Origin of the sequence: Dactylosporangium sp. CA-233914, assembly GCF_050942935.1 — a bacterium.
Classification (GTDB): Bacteria; Actinomycetota; Actinomycetes; order Mycobacteriales; family Micromonosporaceae; genus Dactylosporangium.
The window spans coordinates 4,086,555-4,104,151 of record NZ_CP192030.1; the positions used below are offsets into that span (position 1 = coordinate 4,086,555).

General features: G+C 65.5%; 16 protein-coding genes. 13 read left to right on the forward strand and 3 right to left on the reverse strand.

All coding sequences use genetic code 11. From position 1 onward, the window contains the following. Positions 1-242 precede the first annotated feature (242 nt). The 7 genes from ACQPY0_RS18520 (at position 243) to ACQPY0_RS18550 (ending at position 8,039) form a co-directional block, all read left to right on the forward strand. Positions 243-1,184 (forward strand): nitroreductase/quinone reductase family protein, encoded by a 942-nt coding sequence (locus tag ACQPY0_RS18520; protein WP_432990432.1) that lies wholly within the window; start codon positions 243-245, stop codon positions 1,182-1,184. Between the two features lie 517 nt (positions 1,185-1,701). Next, on the forward strand, positions 1,702-2,853 hold the full coding sequence (locus ACQPY0_RS18525) for a sugar ABC transporter substrate-binding protein (protein ID WP_432990434.1): 1,152 nt from the start codon (positions 1,702-1,704) through the stop codon (positions 2,851-2,853). Continuing rightward, positions 2,843-4,420 carry a sugar ABC transporter ATP-binding protein gene (locus tag ACQPY0_RS18530; protein ID WP_432990436.1) on the forward strand — a complete coding sequence of 526 codons (1,578 nt, stop codon included), beginning with the start codon at positions 2,843-2,845 and terminating at the stop codon, positions 4,418-4,420. Before ACQPY0_RS18525 ends, ACQPY0_RS18530 begins: the two co-directional genes overlap by 11 nt. Next, positions 4,417-5,406 carry an ABC transporter permease gene (locus ACQPY0_RS18535; protein ID WP_432990438.1) on the forward strand — a complete coding sequence of 330 codons (990 nt, stop codon included), beginning with the start codon at positions 4,417-4,419 and terminating at the stop codon, positions 5,404-5,406. The genes ACQPY0_RS18530 and ACQPY0_RS18535 overlap by 4 nt, the downstream gene beginning before the upstream one ends. Before the next feature lie 30 nt (positions 5,407-5,436). After that, positions 5,437-5,982, forward strand: a complete 546-nt coding sequence (locus tag ACQPY0_RS18540) for a nuclear transport factor 2 family protein (protein WP_432990440.1) — start codon at positions 5,437-5,439, stop codon at positions 5,980-5,982. Between the two features lie 7 nt (positions 5,983-5,989). Beyond that, a complete protein-coding gene (locus ACQPY0_RS18545) occupies positions 5,990-7,162 on the forward strand; it encodes a serine hydrolase domain-containing protein (RefSeq protein ID WP_432990442.1) in 1,173 nt (390 codons plus the stop codon). Between the two features lie 49 nt (positions 7,163-7,211). Next, on the forward strand, positions 7,212-8,039 hold the full coding sequence (locus tag ACQPY0_RS18550) for a mycofactocin-coupled SDR family oxidoreductase (RefSeq protein ID WP_432990444.1): 828 nt from the start codon (positions 7,212-7,214) through the stop codon (positions 8,037-8,039). A gap of 17 nt (positions 8,040-8,056) precedes the next feature. On the opposite strand, the gene ACQPY0_RS18555 is transcribed toward ACQPY0_RS18550, so the two are convergent. Then, positions 8,057-8,827 carry an IclR family transcriptional regulator domain-containing protein gene (locus tag ACQPY0_RS18555; protein WP_432990446.1) on the reverse strand — a complete coding sequence of 257 codons (771 nt, stop codon included), beginning with the start codon at positions 8,825-8,827 and terminating at the stop codon, positions 8,057-8,059. 191 nt (positions 8,828-9,018) lie between these two features. On the opposite strand from ACQPY0_RS18555, the gene ACQPY0_RS18560 reads away from it, so the two are divergent. Genes ACQPY0_RS18560 through ACQPY0_RS18585 form a run of 6 tightly spaced genes read left to right on the forward strand, consistent with a single transcriptional unit; the run spans position 9,019 to position 15,265 of the window. Next, positions 9,019-9,867, forward strand: a complete 849-nt coding sequence (locus ACQPY0_RS18560) for a hypothetical protein (RefSeq protein ID WP_432990448.1) — start codon at positions 9,019-9,021, stop codon at positions 9,865-9,867. Next, entirely contained in the window at positions 9,864-10,841 is a 978-nt protein-coding gene (locus tag ACQPY0_RS18565) for a fumarylacetoacetate hydrolase family protein (protein ID WP_432990450.1), read from the forward strand. The genes ACQPY0_RS18560 and ACQPY0_RS18565 overlap by 4 nt, the downstream gene beginning before the upstream one ends. An 8-nt stretch (positions 10,842-10,849) precedes the next feature. After that, positions 10,850-11,683, forward strand: a complete 834-nt coding sequence (locus ACQPY0_RS18570; protein WP_432990452.1) for a mycofactocin-coupled SDR family oxidoreductase — start codon at positions 10,850-10,852, stop codon at positions 11,681-11,683. A gap of 11 nt (positions 11,684-11,694) precedes the next feature. Then, positions 11,695-13,668 carry an acetoacetate--CoA ligase gene (locus ACQPY0_RS18575; RefSeq protein WP_432990454.1) on the forward strand — a complete coding sequence of 658 codons (1,974 nt, stop codon included), beginning with the start codon at positions 11,695-11,697 and terminating at the stop codon, positions 13,666-13,668. A gap of 11 nt (positions 13,669-13,679) precedes the next feature. Further along, complete coding sequence (locus ACQPY0_RS18580; RefSeq protein ID WP_432990456.1) at positions 13,680-14,435, forward strand: SDR family NAD(P)-dependent oxidoreductase; 756 nt, start codon at positions 13,680-13,682, stop codon at positions 14,433-14,435. Beyond that, positions 14,435-15,265, forward strand: coding sequence for an SDR family NAD(P)-dependent oxidoreductase (locus tag ACQPY0_RS18585; RefSeq protein ID WP_432990458.1), 831 nt, complete (start codon positions 14,435-14,437; stop codon positions 15,263-15,265). The genes ACQPY0_RS18580 and ACQPY0_RS18585 overlap by 1 nt, the downstream gene beginning before the upstream one ends. A 250-nt stretch (positions 15,266-15,515) precedes the next feature. Here ACQPY0_RS18585 and ACQPY0_RS18590 read toward each other — a convergent pair whose 3' ends face one another. Further along, positions 15,516-16,280, reverse strand: a complete 765-nt coding sequence (locus tag ACQPY0_RS18590; protein ID WP_432990460.1) for an SDR family NAD(P)-dependent oxidoreductase — start codon at positions 16,278-16,280, stop codon at positions 15,516-15,518. Positions 16,281-16,289: 9 nt separating this feature from the next. Next, positions 16,290-17,504, reverse strand: a complete 1,215-nt coding sequence (locus ACQPY0_RS18595) for an acetyl-CoA C-acetyltransferase (RefSeq protein ID WP_432990462.1) — start codon at positions 17,502-17,504, stop codon at positions 16,290-16,292. Between the last annotated feature and the right edge of the window lie 93 nt (positions 17,505-17,597).

Sequence of the window (17,597 nt, forward strand, 5' to 3'; positions counted from 1 at the left end):
AGTAAGGGGATGTCGGGACTGGGCGGTCGTACCGCGTTCATTGCTGGCGGCCCGCGTGGACAGGCGCGTTCTCATGCGGTGCGTCTTGCTCGAGGCACGGACGTAGCGCTCGTCGACCTCCCCAAGCCGGTCGATTCGGTCGCCTATGGGCTCGCATCCGAGGCAGACATGAGAAAACCAGTTGCGCTGGTTGAAGCAGGGTGCCCGTTGATCGAAATGACCGACGCCTGAGAGGAACCGGAGTGGGAGACAACAGCCAGGGCCTGGAGCAGCGGGTCGCTGAACTCGAGCGAGCCGTCACACGCCTGAACGACATCGTCGAGATTCAGCACTTGCTCGCTTCCTACGGCCCCTCGGTGGACAGCAACTCCATCGACCTGGCAGGGGAGATCTGGGTCGAGGACGGCATTTACGAAATCGACGGCTGGGAGCTGGGGAACCGGCAACAGATCCGCGACATGCTCTACAGCGAGACGCATCAGGAGTACGTGCGCGTCGGCTCGTCCCACCAGGTCTCCCCGCCACGGATCACCTTGCAGGGCGACACGGCCGTGGCCATTACTTACCAGATCCTCATCGCCAACGGCCCACACGGTTTCATGATCCGCCGTCTGACCGCCAACAGATGGGCCCTGGAACGTCGGCCCGAGGGGTGGCGGGTCCGTCGTCGTACCAACCGGCTGCTCAACGGATCCCCGGCAGCCCGACTGCTGTTCCGACACTCGTTGCAGGGTGTCGACGACCCGCTCGCAGTCTTCGAGGAGGAGTACGAACCCACTCCGCGGGAGTTCGCCCGCGAGCAGGTCGAGCTGTTCGAACGCTCGAACGGAACCGAGGGGAACACAATGCAGGATCGTCCGATCGTGGTGCTTACCACGATCGGACGGAAGAGTGGGAAGGTCCGCAAGAGCCCTCTAATACGCGTCGAACACGACGGTCAGTACGTCGCGATCGCCTCATACGGCGGCAGGCCCGAGAACCCGGAGTGGTACGGGAACCTTCTGCATCAGCCGCTGGTCGAATTGCAGGACGGCGCGACCAGGCGGCGTTACCTGACGCGCGTGCTCACCGGCGCCGAGCGTGACACCTGGTGGGATCGCGCCGTCGAGGCGTTCCCGGCCTACGCCGAGTACCAGTTGAAGACGGCTCGACGGATCCCCGTCGTGCTGCTCCAACCCCTGTGAGGACACTCGAGCTTCTCGTCGACCAGCTCTGCGTTGCGTTGTCCGACTCCTTCCAGACGGCGTTGAGGAGTCGGACAACTTCACCTGGCTCAGGATGAACCGAACCGCGGGGAGCTGGCCTGCTCACCAGCCCAGATCCCAGACCGCCCGCCATCATGGGGCCGAGAGCAAACCAGGCATTCAGGGCCGCTCACATGGCTGACCGGTGCGCGCCAGGCCGCGTCTTGGTCAAGGCGCCGTGGCCGGCGCCTTGACCGCTGAGGACGATCGCGCTCGGCCGCGAGCTCTTCGGCGCTACGAGCGGAGAACAGGCATTCACCCTGGTGAGGGAGCATCTCGGGGCGAAGTGCGGCACTTACGGACCTGTGGTGCGGTGGCGGAGCCGCTGCCGCGTCCGCCGGCGCTCACGGCCGCGAAAACGTGTCCTCAGCGTGATTGACACCACACCTGGCCCCTGTCAGAGTTGGGCGGCCAACGCATGAACGTGCGGTAGACGCACACAATTCTAGGGAGCTGCATGACAACGAAGTCTCGCCGCCTCGCGCTCGTGGCGTTTCTCGCCACTGCGGGCCTGCTGATCTCCGCGTGCAGTTCGTCCGGTGGCTCGCCCGGGGCCATTACGGGCGGCGAGAACAGCACTGCGGCCGGGAACCTGGGCCTGAAGGAAGCCGCGGACTACATCGCAGCGAACGCAAAGAACCCAACCGGCATCGGCGTCTCCGACCTCAAGGAGGCCCCGCCGAAGGGCAAGAAGGTCATCATGCTGCTGGTCACCCCGCAGCCGGTCGCCGCGCGGGTGGCTACCGGCATGCGCGAAGGCTCCGCAGCCCTCGGTTGGGACTTCAGCACGATCAACGCAGGTTCCTCGCCGGCCGATGCAATCAAGGCCTTCGAGGCTGCTCTGCAGCAGACCCCCGACGCGATCTGCATCTGTGGCACCGCTGACTCGACGGTATTCACGTCCCAAATCGCCGAGGCGAAGAGTAAGGGCATCACCGTGATCCAGAACGTCGGCGCCGAAGGCCCGGTTGGCGGAGTTCTGGCGAACGTGGCGGGCTCCGACCAGATCGTGCTCTACGCCAAGCTGGTGGCTGCCTACTTCATCACCGAGTCGGGCGGCAAGGGCCGGGCTGGCCTCTTCAATATCAATGCGTTCCCGATCCTGAAAGCGTTCACCGGCGCTTTCATCGCCGCCGTCAAGACTTGGTGCCCGGGCTGCACGGTCGACGACCAGAACCAGCAGCTTGCGGACGTCGGCACGAAGACACCGGCCAACGTCGTCGCCTACTTCCAGCGCAACCCGCAGGCCAAGTGGGCCGTCTTCGGCAACGGCGACACTGCACTGGGGGTGAGTACTGCGCTCAAGACCGCCGGCATCTCGGGCATCAACATCATTGGTGAGTCTCCTTCAGCCCCCAACCTGGAGGCCCTCAAGACCGGTGACGAGAGAGCATGGGCGGGCTATCCGGTTGAAATGATGGGGTGGCGCACCATCGACGCCCTGGCGCGCCACTACGCCGGAGACGATGTCGCTGCCGCGGTCGCGGTACCACTTCCAGGCCAGATGATCACCAAGGCGAACGTGAACACGATCGCCATCGAACAAGGCCAGTACGTCGCCGTGGCCGGATTCCGCGATCAGTTCAAGAAGGCGTGGCATGTTGGTTGAGTCGTCATCCGACGAGGATGCCGGGCTCTTCAAGGATCAGGTCACTCCAGCGCTGCAGGTGCACTCCGCCAGCAAGACCTTTGGCGGCGTGCGAGTGCTGGAGGACGTGAGCCTAGCGGTGCTTCCCGGAGAGATCCGGGCCATCGTTGGTGAGAACGGCTCCGGCAAGAGCACACTGGTGAAGATCCTCGCCGGCTACCACGAACCCGATGCGGGCACTGAGGTGGTGGTGGCTGGGAACCCGGTCACCACTACTCACGCCGGCGAGGCGGAGAATGCCGGACTGCGATTCGTGCACCAGGACCTGGCCCTCGTCGACTCGCTCAATGTCGTCGAGAACCTCGGTCTGGGCAGAGGCTTCGGCCGTGGCCGCGGCCGGCCGGTCAACTGGGCTGACCGGCGCCGCGAAGCTCGGCAGAACCTCGCCGAACTCGGCTATGACGTCGACGTCACGGTCCCGACCGGGAAGCTGCAGGCCAGCGAAAGGACAGCGGTCGCGGTCGCCCGCGCGGTAGCCGAGCACCGCTCAAGGCCGCAAGTGTTGGTGCTGGACGAACCGACAGCCAACCTGCCCGGCCCCGAGGTAGAGCGGCTTTTCGACCTCGTCCGCAGGGTCCGCGACAACGGCGTTGCGGTCCTGTTCATCTCCCATCACCTGGACGAGGTGTTCGAGCTCGCGGACTCGGTCACCGTGTTGCGTGGCGGCCGTCTGATCACCACGAGGCCGATCGCCGGCCTCGACCGGAGCACCCTCATCGAGCTGATCGTGGGCCACCCGGTCCAGTCCTCAACACAGACCGCCGTCGTCGACGAGCGCTCCGTGGTCCTGGAGCTGAAGTCGATCTCCGGCGCCACGGTTCACAAGCTCAGTGCCGACGTGCGAAAGGGCGAGATCCTCGGCATCGCCGGCATCACCGGCTCGGGCCGTGAGGCGGCAGCATCGCTCATCTTCGGCGGCCTTCCGCGGACTGGCGACGTCGTCGTCGACGGCGACTTCGTGCCTTCCGGCCGGCCAGACCTGAGCATCGGGGCAGGGATCGCCATGGTGCCGGCGAACCGGCCGCGAGTCGCCGTGGTCCACGGCCACACTGTGGCCGAGAACCTCACGCTGGCGCGTCTGAAGGACTTCAGCCGGAAGGGCTGGCTGCGTCGTCGAGAGGAGATGCGCACCGTCCAGGGATGGCTGGGCGAACTCGACGTACGTCCGCGCGAGCCGCGCGCGTTGATGTCGCAACTTTCCGGCGGCAACGCCCAGAAGGTCATTCTCGCGAGGTGGCTCCGCCTGGAGCCACGAGTACTGATCCTCGACGAACCCACTCAAGGCGTTGACGTCGGGGCCAAACAAGACATCCACGACCGAATCCGTGCAGCCGCCTCATCAGGCTGCTCGGTGGTCGTTTGCTCGACGGATAGTGAGGAACTGGCGTTGTTGTGTTCGCGCATACTGGTCTTCTCCGGAGGACGTGTCGAGAGTGAGCTTCCTGGACCCGTCGAAGCCGCTGCGATCACTGCGGCGTGCCTGGCCGCCACGCCCGAGGCCCGAAAGACAGAAGAGGCCGGGGCATGACGACGTCAGTGGCTAGGGCCAAGCCACTGCAGCGATCGTGGGCCGAGAAACTCGCCTTGGACAAGTTCAGCGGGGTCCTCGTCCTTGCCGTGCTGGTGGTGATCTTCGGGACGGCTCTGCCGGACACCTTCCTGACTGCCACCACGTTGAAGGCAGTGAGCCAGAACCAGGCCGTCACTTTCATGGCGGCGCTCGCGCTGATCCTGCCCCTGGCCGCCGGCATCTTCGATCTCTCCGTGGCGGCCACGCTGGGAGTTGCCGTGGTGCTCTCGCTCAAGCTGATCGAAGGCGGGACACCAGTCGTGCTGGCGATCCTGGCCACCTTCGGCGTGGGCCTGGTGATCGGCGTCGTCAACGGCGTGGTGATCGTGGGACTGCAGGTCAGCTCGTTCATCGCCACCCTGGGTATGTCCAGCGTCCTCGCCGCCATCGCGTACTGGATCACCGACGGCAACCAGTTGGTGGGGACGAATGACAACGCCCACAGCTTCACCAAGCTGGGCCAGGGCACCCTCCTCGGCCTGGCCTACCCGGTGTGGTACGCGGCCGTCGTCGCCATCATCATCTGGTACGTCACCGAGGCGACCACAGTAGGGCGGTACCTCTACGGCATCGGCGGCAACTCCGAAGCGGCCCGTCTCGCCGGTGTCCGGGTGAACTTGATCTCCTTCGGCTCGCTGGTGGCCTCCGGGCTCATCGCCTCCTGCGCCGGCGTCGTGCTCTCCGCGCAACTCGGGACAGGTGGACCGGATATCGGCACGCCGTATCTGCTGCCCGCATTCTCCACGGTGCTACTGGGTGCGACGCAGATCCGCAACAACGGCCGAGTGAACGTGCTCGGCACCCTCGTTGCCTGCGTGCTCCTCGCGACCGGCATCTACGGGCTGCAACTCGCCGGGGCTCCGTCGTGGATCTCCAGTCTCTTCAACGGCTGCGCCCTGGTCCTGGCCGTCGCCCTCTCTGTCCGCCTCACCCGTCGCCGGTAGCGGCGCCAACCGAGTAATCGAAGGAACAACATGTTGGAGCGCCTCGCCGACCGGCTGGCTATTCACGAATGCCTGTACCGCTATGCACGTTCAGTCGATCGACTGGACTACGAGGGCATCGCGGCATGCTATTTCGATGACGCCATCGATACGCATGCCTCCTATACGGGTACGGCAGCAGGCCTGGTCGAGGACATCCGCAGCCGCCACCAGGCCATCGACTCCGCGCAGCACTTCGTCACCAACGTCATCATCGAGTTCGACGGGGACAACCTGGCCTTCGTCGAGTCGTACTGCATCGCATTCCTGCGCATGCGGCCCGAAGACAGCCAGGCGCAGCAGGCCGAACGCGTGAGCCGCTGCCGTTACGTGGACCGCTTCGAACGCCGTGACGGGCGCTGGGCGATCGCCGACCGCGTGGTCGTCTTCGACGAGTCGCTGCAGGTAAATGTGCAGGATCTGGCCCCCGAGGACTGGGTCATGTCCCGACGTGACCGGTCCGACCCGGTCTATTGGTGGGGTCGGGACGGCCACCAAGCAGGCAAGAACGCACCGAAGAACGAGACTGAAAGGTAGGCAGGCCATGACTGTCGAAGGAACGTGGGACAAGAAGTTCCAGCGCGTGATCGACGTCCTCGACGAGCACCTCGCCGCAGGCGACGACGTCGGCGCCTCGGTCGCCCTTTTCGTGAAGGGCGAGCCGGTCATCGACGCCTGGGGCGGCTGGATCGACCAGGCGCACACCAGGCCGTGGGAAAGAAACACGATCGTCAACTGCTGGTCGAATACGAAGACGGTCGCCGTACTCGCTCTGCTCATGCTGGTCGACCGGGGTCTGGTCGATCTGGACGCTCCGGTCGCGAAGTACTGGCCCGAATTCGCGGAAAACGGTAAGGAGAACGTCTTAGTCAAGCAGATCCTCTCCCACACCTCCGGCGTGGCCGGCTGGGACATGCCGGTGACGATGGACGACGTCTACGACCCGGACATCTCCCTGGCCAAGCTAGCCGCCATGGCTCCGTGGTGGGAACCCGGCACCGCCGGCGGCTACCACGGCTTGAGCATCGGACACCTCATCCATGGCGTCGTGCTGAAGGTGACCGGTCTTAGCCTCGGCAAGTTCGTCGCTGCCGAGATCGCCGCTCCGCTCGGCGCCGACTTCAGCATCGGCCTGCCTGAGTGGGAGGACTACCGGATCTCCCCGTTGATCCTCCCACCTCCCGGCCCGGCCTTCGACGCGGAACTCGCCTTCGAGGACAAGAACAGCGTGGGCTACAAGCTGACTGTCGCCGGTCTCGCGACCGACCCCGCAACCTGCTGGGACGTCCGATGGCGGCGCTCGGAGTTCTGCGCGGCGGGCAACGGCCACGGCAATGCCCGTTCGCTGGCGAGGATCCAGTCGGTGATCTCCAATGGCGGCGAGGCGCACGGGGTTCGGTTGCTCTCCCAAGCGACCATCGACCGGATTTTCGAGGAGCAGTCCAAAGGTGTCGACCTCTACCTCGGGCTGCCGATCCGCTGGGGCATCGGTTACGCCTTGTCGTACCCGGAGCACTTCCCGTACCTGCCCGACAGTCGAGTCTGCTTCTGGGCGGGCTGGGGAGGCTCCATGGTCATCAACGACATCGACCGCGGGCTGACCTTCGCCTACATCATGAACCGGATGGAGCCCGGGGTTCTCGGCACGTACAACGGCATCGTCGGCGGTTACCGGGCCGAGCCGCTCATCCGCTCGGTCTACGCCGCCCTCGACTAGAGCCGAGGCGGCACAACGTTGTTTCACACCTCGTAAGGAGCACATCACCATGGGGAAGTTGGAGAACAAGGTCGCCCTCATCACCGGCGGCGCGCGGGGCCAGGGCAGGTCTCACGCCATTGCCCTCGCGCGGGAGGGGGCGAGGATCGCTCTGGTCGATGCCCCGAGGCCGATCGCCTCCGTCAGCTACCCGCTCGGTACCGAGGCCGAGCTGGATGAGACGGTGAAGCTGGTCCAGGCGGAGAACATCCCGGCGATCGCTCTGCAGGGCGACACCCGGTCCATGGCGGACATGCGACGCGTCGTGTCGGACACCATCGCGAGGTTCGGCCAGATCGACATCCTGCTGGCGAACGCGGGCATCGCCTCGTACAGCCCACTCGCCACGATGTCGGACCAAATGTGGCAAGACATGATCGACGTCAATCTGACCGGGACGGCCAACACCATCCGAGCCGTGTTGCCGCACATGATCGAGCGCTCCTACGGCCGGATCGTCGTGACATCGTCGCAGGCCGGGCGAAAGGGCATACCGAACTTGGCGCACTACTGCTCCGCCAAATGGGGGCTGTCAGGCCTGGTTCGTACTGTCGCGCTGGAAGTGGCGCCCTTCGGCGGGATCACCTGCAACGCGATCCTCCCGGGCGGCGTGGAGACGCCGATGATGAAGAACGATGAGGTCTACCGGACGTTCCGTCCGGACCTGGACAACCCGACGCTCGAGGATATGGAGGCGGTTCTCCGCCAGCTCAATCCGATGCCGACCGAGTGGATTCAGCCGGAGGACATCTCGGCAGGGGTGCTGTATCTCGTCGCCGACGAGGCCCGGTACGTCACCGGCGCCATGCTGGACGTCGCGGCGGCGTTCAACGCCTGAGCGGACGTGGCTCCCGCTCAGCGGATCAACGCCAGGTCTCGCTCCATCTCGGCGGCAGCTGTCTTCAACTTGCTCAGCAGCTCGCCGCCGAGATGCTCCATCGCGACCTCCAGCGTCGTTCCGATGGAGGCTGCCGCGACGATCTTGCCCCCGCGGTCCCGAATGGGAACGGCGACGGTGCGCAGCTGTGGCTCCAGCTCCTGGTCGACGAGGGAGTAGCCCTGTTCGGCGACTTTCTTGATCTCCTCCCGCAACGCATTCTCGGAGGTGACCGTGTAGGGAGTGCGCTGCACCAGCTCGACATGACAGAAGTAGTCGTCGAGCTGGTCGGGGGAGAGTGAGCCCAGCAGCACCCTGCCAGGCGGGCTGCAATACGCCGGAACCCGCGTGCCGAGAACGACGTGGACCGACACCAGTCGTTTGGCCTGAACGCCGGCGACGAAGACGATCTCGTAGCCATCCAGAACGAAGGCCATCGACGTCTCGCCGACCTCTTTCGTGAGCTGCTGGAGGTGCGGCTGGATCACGTCGACGTTCGTGACCGAGTCGAGGTACGGGCGCGCCAGTTCGAGCACTCTCGGGCGCACATAGAAACGGGAGTTCGCTGTGCCGAGATAGCCAAGTGCCACCAACGTGTGCAGGAAGCGACGAGCCACCGCCCGATCCATCCCTGCCTCTCGCGCGACGTCCGAGATCGTCAGCTGGTCCCGGTCGTCGCGGAAGCACCGGAGGACGGCGAGGCCGCGTTCGAGCGCGTGGACATACGGACCGTCAGCTAGCTCGGACATGGGCCTCCTACTCGGGACAGGCAACCACCATCTTGCCAGACCTGCGTTGACGCAAGGACCCCGCAATGCAACGCACGCACGACGGATCGAACGGCAAGGACTTGTTGACGCCATGTGATGTGCGTGACAAGCTTTGTTCGCACAGCGCTCATATGAGCGCTAGGCGCACACGAGTGGAAGTGAGACACGCGATGACCCACGCGACGACCTGGCGCTCCGGCTGGGACGTGGACAACCCCCTGGACATCAAGACCGAGCTGGTCCGCAAGGACGAGGGCACCTGGGAGCAGGGTCCGGTCGCCGGGCTGGAGTACCGCGACCTTCACCTGGCCGCCAACACAGACGGGGCCTTGGTGGGCCGCCACGTCCGGTACACGGGCAAAGAGGGGGATGCCAGCACGGACTGGCAGTTCCACGACGCCGACTTTCAGTGGTTCTTCGTCTTGAATGGCTCGATCTCTGTCCGGACCGAGGACGGCCAGGACCTCGTCCTCGACAAGGGTGCCTCCGCCTACCAGCCGCCCTACTGGCGCTACCAGATCAGCGCGGTGTCCGACGACTTCGAAGGCGTCGAGGTTTTCGGCCCCTCCGACTACGGCACGGTCACCGGCAAAGACGCTCCCAAGCCAGAGCGCGCCGCCGAGTTCGCCCATCTGAAGGGCGTCTACACCTTCGACCGGCCCGACGCGTACGTGCGCGGCGACGGCCCCCGCCGGTGGTCGCTGTACCGCGACTTGGGCACCCGCATCCCGACCGACGGGCGCGTGCACATCCACATCATCAAGCTCGATGAGATCGAGCCCTCGCCGCCTGGCGGCACAGGAGAGCACCACCACTCGATGGCGCAGTTCTTCCTGCCAATCCGCGGATGGCTCGACGTCGCCCGCCCCGGGGAGCCGAACCAGCGAGTATTCGCGGGCGACCTCATGACGCTGTCGCGCGGTTCGATTCACAACGCGTTCGACGCCTCGCCTGACTACATGACTCTTGAGTTCTGCGTACCGGCCGAATACATCACCGTGGCCACCGCAGCGAAATGATCCTTGCCTCGTTGGCCGGTGGCGGCCCAGACGGAACGCTGGTGGTTGTCAGCAGCGACAGGACCCGATTTCTGGTCCCGCCGCAAGGCCCACGGACCATGCAGCGGGCGCTTGACACCTGGGCGGAATCCGTGACGTTGCTGGAGGGTGTCTTCGAGTCGCTCGACGACCCGACGCTAGGGAGCCCCGTTGACGGCGCGGTCTTCGCGGCGCCACTGCCCCGGGTTTACCACTGGGCGGAGGGCAGTTCGTACCTCTCGCACATGGAGCGGATTCGCGGCGGCCGAGGGGAGGCGCTGCCTGACCGACACCGCGAGCGCCCTATCGTCTACCAGAGCGGCGGCGCGCCGAACTGGCCACCCCGCGCCGAGGTGCCGTTACCTGACGAGACGTGGGAACTCGACTATGAGCCGACCGTCTTTGTCGTCACCGGTGATGCTCCACAGGGAACGACAGCAGCACAGGCGCCCGAACACATCAAGCTGGTCGGCATCACCAACGACGTCACATATCGACGTCTACTGGTGGAGGAACGCCGTCAAGGGACGGGCACATACGGATCCAAGCCCGGCCGAGGCTTCGCTCCGTTCCTCGTCACGCCAGCCACCCTCGGTACCGCGTGGCAGAGTTCCTTCCTGCGGGCAGCGCTGCAGTGCAGCGTCAACGGAACGCTGTACGGCGCTCCTCGGGCCGATCGCGATTTCTCCTTCGGCCTTCCGCAGATCATCGGGGAGTTCACCAGGACGCGACCGCTTATCGCCGGGTCGATGATCGGCACTGGGACCATTTCCAACGGCGACACGGAGTACGGCTTCGGCTGCATCGCGGAGAAGCGCGGTGTCGAAATCATGCAGAGCGGGGCTGCCGTGACGCCCTTCCTGTCCGCAGGAGACACCGTCACCATCGAAGCGATCGCCGACGACGGCACCTCGCTGTTCGGCCTCATTCAGCACACCGTGACAAGGATGGAGTAGTCGGCACCATGCCAAATTTCACCGGCCGGGTAGCACTTGTCACCGGCGCCGCCCATGGCCAGGGCCGTGAGCATGCGATCCAGTTTGCGAAGAACGGTGCAGACGTCATCCTCGTCGATGTGCCCAAGCCGGTCGATTCGGTGCCGTACCCATTGGGAACTTCCGCGGAGTTGCGTGAGACCGCGACTGCGGTGGAGAGCCTGGAGCGGAAGGCCCTCGTGGTCGAGGCGGATGTACGCAGCATCGACGCGATGCGTGCCGTCGTGGCGGACGGCATCGCGGCCTTCGGTCACGTCGACATCTTGGCGGCCAATGCCGGCGTCGTCACGTACCACCAACTCGTTGACATGGACGACCAGGCGTGGCAGGACATGATCGACGTCAACCTCACCGGCGTCGCCAACAGCATCCGCGCCGTACTGCCGCACATGATGGAGCGAAAGTACGGGCGGATCGTCGTTACCTCGTCGCAGGCCGCTCGGCGCGGCGTACCGAACCTGAGCCACTACGCCGCCTCGAAGTGGGCGCTGATCGGCCTGATGAAGGCCGTCGCGCTGGAGGCCGCACCGTACATGATCACCTGCAACGCGGTGCTACCCGGTGCTGTGAACACGCCGATGATGCACCACGACGAGGTCTACAAGGTGTTCGTGCCCGAGAAGGACGCTCCCGGCCTTGAGGACATGGAGGCGCGGCTCACGCAGATGAATCCCATGCCCACGATCTGGGTCGAGCCGACGGACATCTCTCACGAGGTGCTCCACCTCGCGGCCGAGGAGTCCCGCTTCATCTCGGGATGCACCGTCGACGTGGCAGCGGCCTACAACGCCAACTTCCCGTAAGAGGAGCAGTAGTGCCAGACGAACCTGAACCGTCGGTGCTCTGGCGACCGACTCCAGAGTCGATTCGCGCCACGCGTCTGCACGCCTTCGCGACCTGGGTTGGCCGGCGACGCGGCTTGACCTTCGGCGACCCCACCGACTACGACGCCGTATGGCGCTGGTCAGTGCATCAACTGGAGGATTTCTGGTCGGACCTCGCCATATGGAGCGGGACGCTACCGACAGATCACGGGCCGGTCCTGCCGGATGTCCGGATGCCGGGCGCCGTCTGGTTCCCGGAGTGCTCGATCAACTACGCGGAGCAGATGCTGCGAGACACCACAGAAGATCACCCGGCCCTCGTCCTCGTGGACGAGCAGTACCGCGTCACGGAGGTTTCCCAGTTGCAACTGCGACGCTGGGCCGGCGCCTTCGCGGCAACGCTGAGAGGCCTCGGCGTCAAGCCCGGCGACCGGGTCGCCGCCTACCTCCCGAACGGCTTGGAAGCAGTCGTCGCCCTGCTCGGCTGCGCGTCGATCGGTGCCGTGTGGACCGTCTGTCCGCCCGACTTCGGCACCTCGGCCGTGCTCGATCGAATTTCTCAAGTCGAGCCGACGGTGCTCGTCGCTGCCGACGGGTACAGATTCAACGGCAAGCAGCACGACCGTCGCGAGCAAGTGGACTTGATCCGAGCCTCGCTGCCGAGTCTGCGCGCGACCATCGCGGTGCCCGTTCTCGGTCTGGAGACGCGCTCGGCCGACGTTCTCGCCTGGGCCGATGCGATCGCAGAGGAGCAAGAACCAGCGTTCGTGCGCGTGCCGTTCGACCATCCACTATGGATTGTCTACTCCTCTGGGACCACCGGCCGGCCTAAGGGAATCGTGCACGGTCACGGTGGGATCGTCCTGGAGCAGCGCAAGATGTCGATGCTGCAGAACGACATCGGGCCGGGTGACCGCTTCTACTGGTACACCTCCACCGGCTGGATCATGTGGAATATCGCGACCTCCGCGCTGCTGAGCGGTGCCACGGTCGTCGTCCATGACGGCAGCCCGAACTACCCCGACCTCCAAGTGCAGTTCGCCTTGGTGGAGAGGCTCGGCATCACCTACCTCGGCACCAGCGCCGGTTACCTCACCGCTTGTGAGAGGGCGGGCGCGAAGCCGGGGGAGCGATTCGACCTCTCTCGTCTGCGCACTATCGGTTCGACGGGGTCGCCGTTGCCTGCCTCGACGTTCCGCTGGGTGTACGAGGCGGTCAAGCCCGACGTGCTCCTCGCCTCCTCTTCCGGAGGCACCGACATCGCCAGCGGCTTCATCGGGGGCACCTCGCTGCTGTCGGTCACCGAAGGCGAGCTGCAGCGCCCTCTGCTCGGCGTGGACGTCCAGTCGTGGAACAGCGACGGCAAGCCCGTCACCGGCGAACTCGGGGAACTGGTCGTTACGCAGCCCATGCCGTCGATGCCGTTGCGGCTGTGGAACGACGCCGACGGGAAGCGCTACCGGTCCTCGTACTTCGAGCCATGGCCGGGGGTGTGGCGCCACGGCGACTGGCTGGAGATCACTGGACGCGGCACCTGCCGCATCCTGGGTCGCTCCGACTCGACCCTGAACAGGGGAGGAGTGCGCATCGGTTCGGCCGAAATCTATGCCGCGCTCGGCCGACTGCCCGACGTGGCGGACTCTCTCGTTCTCGGTATCGAACTGCTGGACGGCGGCTACTACATGCCATTGTTCGTCGTCTTGGAGGACGGCACCGACTTTTCCGAGGATCTCGTCGCGGCGATCAAGGACGCGGTGCGCCGCCACGCCAGCCCAAGGCACGTGCCGGATGAGGTGATCCAGGTTTCGGCGATTCCGCGCACGCGCACCGGCAAGCTCGTCGAAGTCCCGCTCAAGCGGATCTTTCAGGGCGTCCCGCCAGAGGTCGCCCTAGAACGCGAAAGCCTCTCAGTGCCGGAGTCGCTCGACGCCTTCCTGAAACTCGCAGCCGAGAGGACGCCATGACCACTGGACGCATGGAGGGAAAGGTCTGCGTTGTCACCGGCTCAGGAAGCGGCATCGGGGCCGCAACGGCCAAGCTCTTCGCCGCGCACGGCGCCGCCGGCGTGGTCGTGGGTGACATGTCGGGTGACGCGGCTCGCGGCGTGTGCGACGAGATCATCGCAGCAGGCGGCACCGCTTCTCCGTTCGTCCTGGACGTCTCCGACGAGGCCGCGGCGGAGGCGATGATCGCGCATGCTGTGGCGGAGTACGGCACCGTCGACGTGCTGCACAACAACGCCGGTACCGGAAAGCCGGGTGCCGTGCATGAGATAGCCCGAGCTGAGTGGGAGCGGGTCTTTGACGTGAACGTGACGGGGACCTTCATGGTGTCGAAGGCCGCCTTGAGGGTGATGCTCGACCGCGGTCGGGGCGCCATTGTGAACACCTGCTCCAACCATGCGACGACGGCCTCGCCGCGGCTCGCCTCGTACCATGCCTCGAAAGGTGCAATCAAGGCGCTCACTCGTCAGATGGCTTTGGACTACGCGCCGAGCATCCGTGTCAACTGCATCTCGCCCGGTCTGGTGGACACCCCACTTGCGCATGCTCGCGGGGCCGAGGACACGGAGGCCTGGGCTCACAAGCAGGAGTCGAACCGCTATTTCAAACGGGCCGCCCAGCCGATCGAGATCGCCTACGGGGTCCTATTCCTTGCTTCGGACGAGGCGAGCTTTCTCACCGGCCACGACCTGGTCATGAGTGGCGGCCAGGGCGAGGTCGCATTCTGATGCCGATTTCGTTGTCCCTGGCCGGCCGCGTCGCTGTGGTCGCCGGTGCCGGGCGCGGTATCGGCGAAGCGGTCGCGCTGCGTCTCGCCGAAGCGGGTGCGGCGGTGGCTGTCGTCGACTCCCGCGCGGATCGCGCGGCGGGCACTGTAGCGGCAGTCCGGCAAGCCGGCGGCACGGCGGTGCCGATTATCGCGAATCTGCTCGATGCCAGCCAGGTTGATCAGATCGTCCCGTCGGCAACCGAGCAACTCGGCAGCGTCGACATCCTCGTGAACGTCGCTGGCGGTTCCTGGGCGCTCGCCCCCTACAGGTTGACTCACGAGGTGACCGACGAGGAGTGGTCGCTGATTCAAGCCATGAACCTGACGTACGTCTTCCAACTCACTCGGAGCGCGCTTGGCGAGATGGTGCAGTCCGGCGGCGGGACGATCGTGCATGTCGGCTCCATCGCAGGCGTGTTGAGTTCACCGCTGGCCGCCGCCTACGGCGCCGCGAAGGCCGGCATCTCATCGTTGACGCGGACCCTCGCCTATGAGTACGGGCCCTTCGGCATTCGCGTGAACTGCATCGCCCCCGGACGCATCAACACCCCGGCGACAGCACCCGAGCCGGGCCAGCAGCAGGCCGACTTCACCGGTAGCATCCCACTGCGACGTATGGGTGTTCCGGCGGAGATCGCCGACGCCGTGGCGTTTCTCGTCAGCGACCTCGCCAGCTACATCTCCGGTCAGACGCTCCTCGTCGACGGTGGCGCGACGGCCACGCCAGGCTTGATTCTCGGCGTCAACGGGATGCCTCCCTCCAGCGATCGAGTAGGCGGCCAGGCCTAGTGCCTGGTCCACGCCGTGATCAACGGTAGGTTTGTGGTTTGGTTATCGCCTGCGCCAGTGCACGCAGGCTGGGTGGTCTAGGTGAGCCTGCTGGCAGGCCGACGTGGCGCCGCGAGGTCATCCGCCTCGCGTGCTGGTCCGCTCAACCGTCAGGTCACGAATCCGAATCACGACCGCTGGCCGGGCAGGATCCCCGCGAACGCGATCATCGAGCACACGGGCCGTCGGTCGGGGCGTGCCTGCCGACCCGTCAGGTGATAGTCATGCCGCCATCGACCGCCAGTGTCTGGCCGGTGATGTATCCCGCAGCATCTGATGCCAGGAAGACCACTGTTGCCGCGAGTTCACGGGGGTCGCCCTTGCGTCCCGAGGGCACTCGGGACGGTAGAAGTGACTCGATGTAGCCGGGCGGGTACTGGTCAGTCATCTCCGAGGTGAAGAAGCCGGGAGCTACGGCGTTGACCCGGATGCCCTTGCGGCCGGTCCACTGCTGTGCCAGGTCGCGGGTCAGGCCGATCAGTCCGGCTTTTGAAGCTGCGTATGCAGCTTGGGGCAGGCCCGCCGTCGTGATCCCCAAGATCGAGGAAATATTGGTGATGCTTGAGCCGGGCTTCATGACCCGACCACATGCCTGAGCCATCCAGTAGCAGCCGTTCAGGTTGACGTCGATGACCTGCCGGAACTCCTCGGGGCGCTCGCGAGTGGCCGGCACTGCCGTTGCAACCCCCGCGTTGTTCACCAGGATGTCTACGCGGCCGAAACGCTCCATGGCCGAATCAACCAGCGAACGGCAGGACTCAGGGTCGCTGACGTCCGTCGCGATTGCTAGGGCCTCGTGACCTGATTGCTCCACTAGTCGGGCGGTGTCACCGAGGCGGTCGGCCCGGCGCGCACCGAGGACGACATTTGCTCCGGCCTCGGACATAGCCTGCGCGAACGCGACCCCGAGTCCGCTAGACGCCCCGGTTATGACTGCTACCTTGCCGTCGATGCGAAACAGATCGAGCACAGTCATGGCAGGCTCCTACAGTCGTTCGAGGATCAGGGCCATGCCTTGGCCGCCGCCAACGCACATCGTGATCAGTCCTGTGGTCTTGTCATGCCATTCCAGTGCGTTCAGCATCGTGTTCTGCAGACGGGCACCAGTCATGCCAAAGGGATGGCCGACCGCGATGGCGCCGCCGTTGACATTGAGCCGGTCGATGTCGATACCCAGGTCTTGGTACGAGGGAACGACCTGAGCCGCGAAAGCCTCATTGATCTCGACCAGGTCGATGTCGTTGATGCTCATGCTGGCGTGCGCAAGAGCTCTTCGAGTCGCCTCTACCGGACCCAAGCCCATGATCTCGGGGGATAGTGCGGACACGCCGGTGGCGACGATTCGGGCCAACGGTGCGACGCCGAGCTGGGCAGCCTTTGCGTCGGACATGATGACCACCGCGGCAGCACCGTCGTTGAGGGGACAGCAGTTCCCGGCAGTGACGAGGCCCTCTTCCCGGAATACGGGCTTCAGGGCGGCCATGGCCTCGTAAGTGACTCCGGGGCGGGGGCCGTCGTCGGCGGAGACGACGGTGCCGTCGGGGGTGGTGACCGGGGTTATCTCCCGGGCCCAGAAGCCGTCATTGATGGCCTTCTCGGCGAGGTTCTGGGAGCGGACGCCGAACTCGTCCAGCTCACGGCGAGACAAGCCGCGCAGCGTGGCGACGTTCTCAGCGGTCTGCCCCATGGCGATGTAAACGTCTGGGAGCTGGCTGTCGTCGCGAGGGTCGTGCCAGGGCCTGTTGGTTGTGGCTGTCTCTGCCGTCCGGTTCTGAGCCCCGTCGAACAACGGGTTGACGGTGCCCGGGATGTGGTCAGAGGTGCCCTTGCCGAAACGAGAGACGGTTTCGACGCCGGCGGAGACAAACGTGTTGCCCTCGCCGGCCTTGATGGCGTGGAAGGCCATCCGGGTCGTCTGCACCGAGGAGGCGCAGTAACGGGTCACTGTCGTCCCGGGGACGGCGTCCCAGCCGTTGAGGACGCTGACGACACGGCCCATGTTGTTGCCGCTCTCGCCGCCGGGCAACCCGCACCCCAAAATCAGGTCGTCGATATCGGACGGATCGAGCTGCGGCACCTTGGCGACCGCGGCACTGGTGATGAGCGCTGCGAGGTCGTCCGGACGAAAGTCTCTGAGCGACCCTTTGTTCGCTCGACCGATAGGCGTGCGAGCGGCGGCGACGATGACGGCCTCAGGCATGACAGCTCCACGGGTTGATCCCAAAAATAAGCGATTGCATAGGTATGCGCGTGCTTAGGTTGTCACTGAAGCGGCTGTTTGACCACCGCGCGT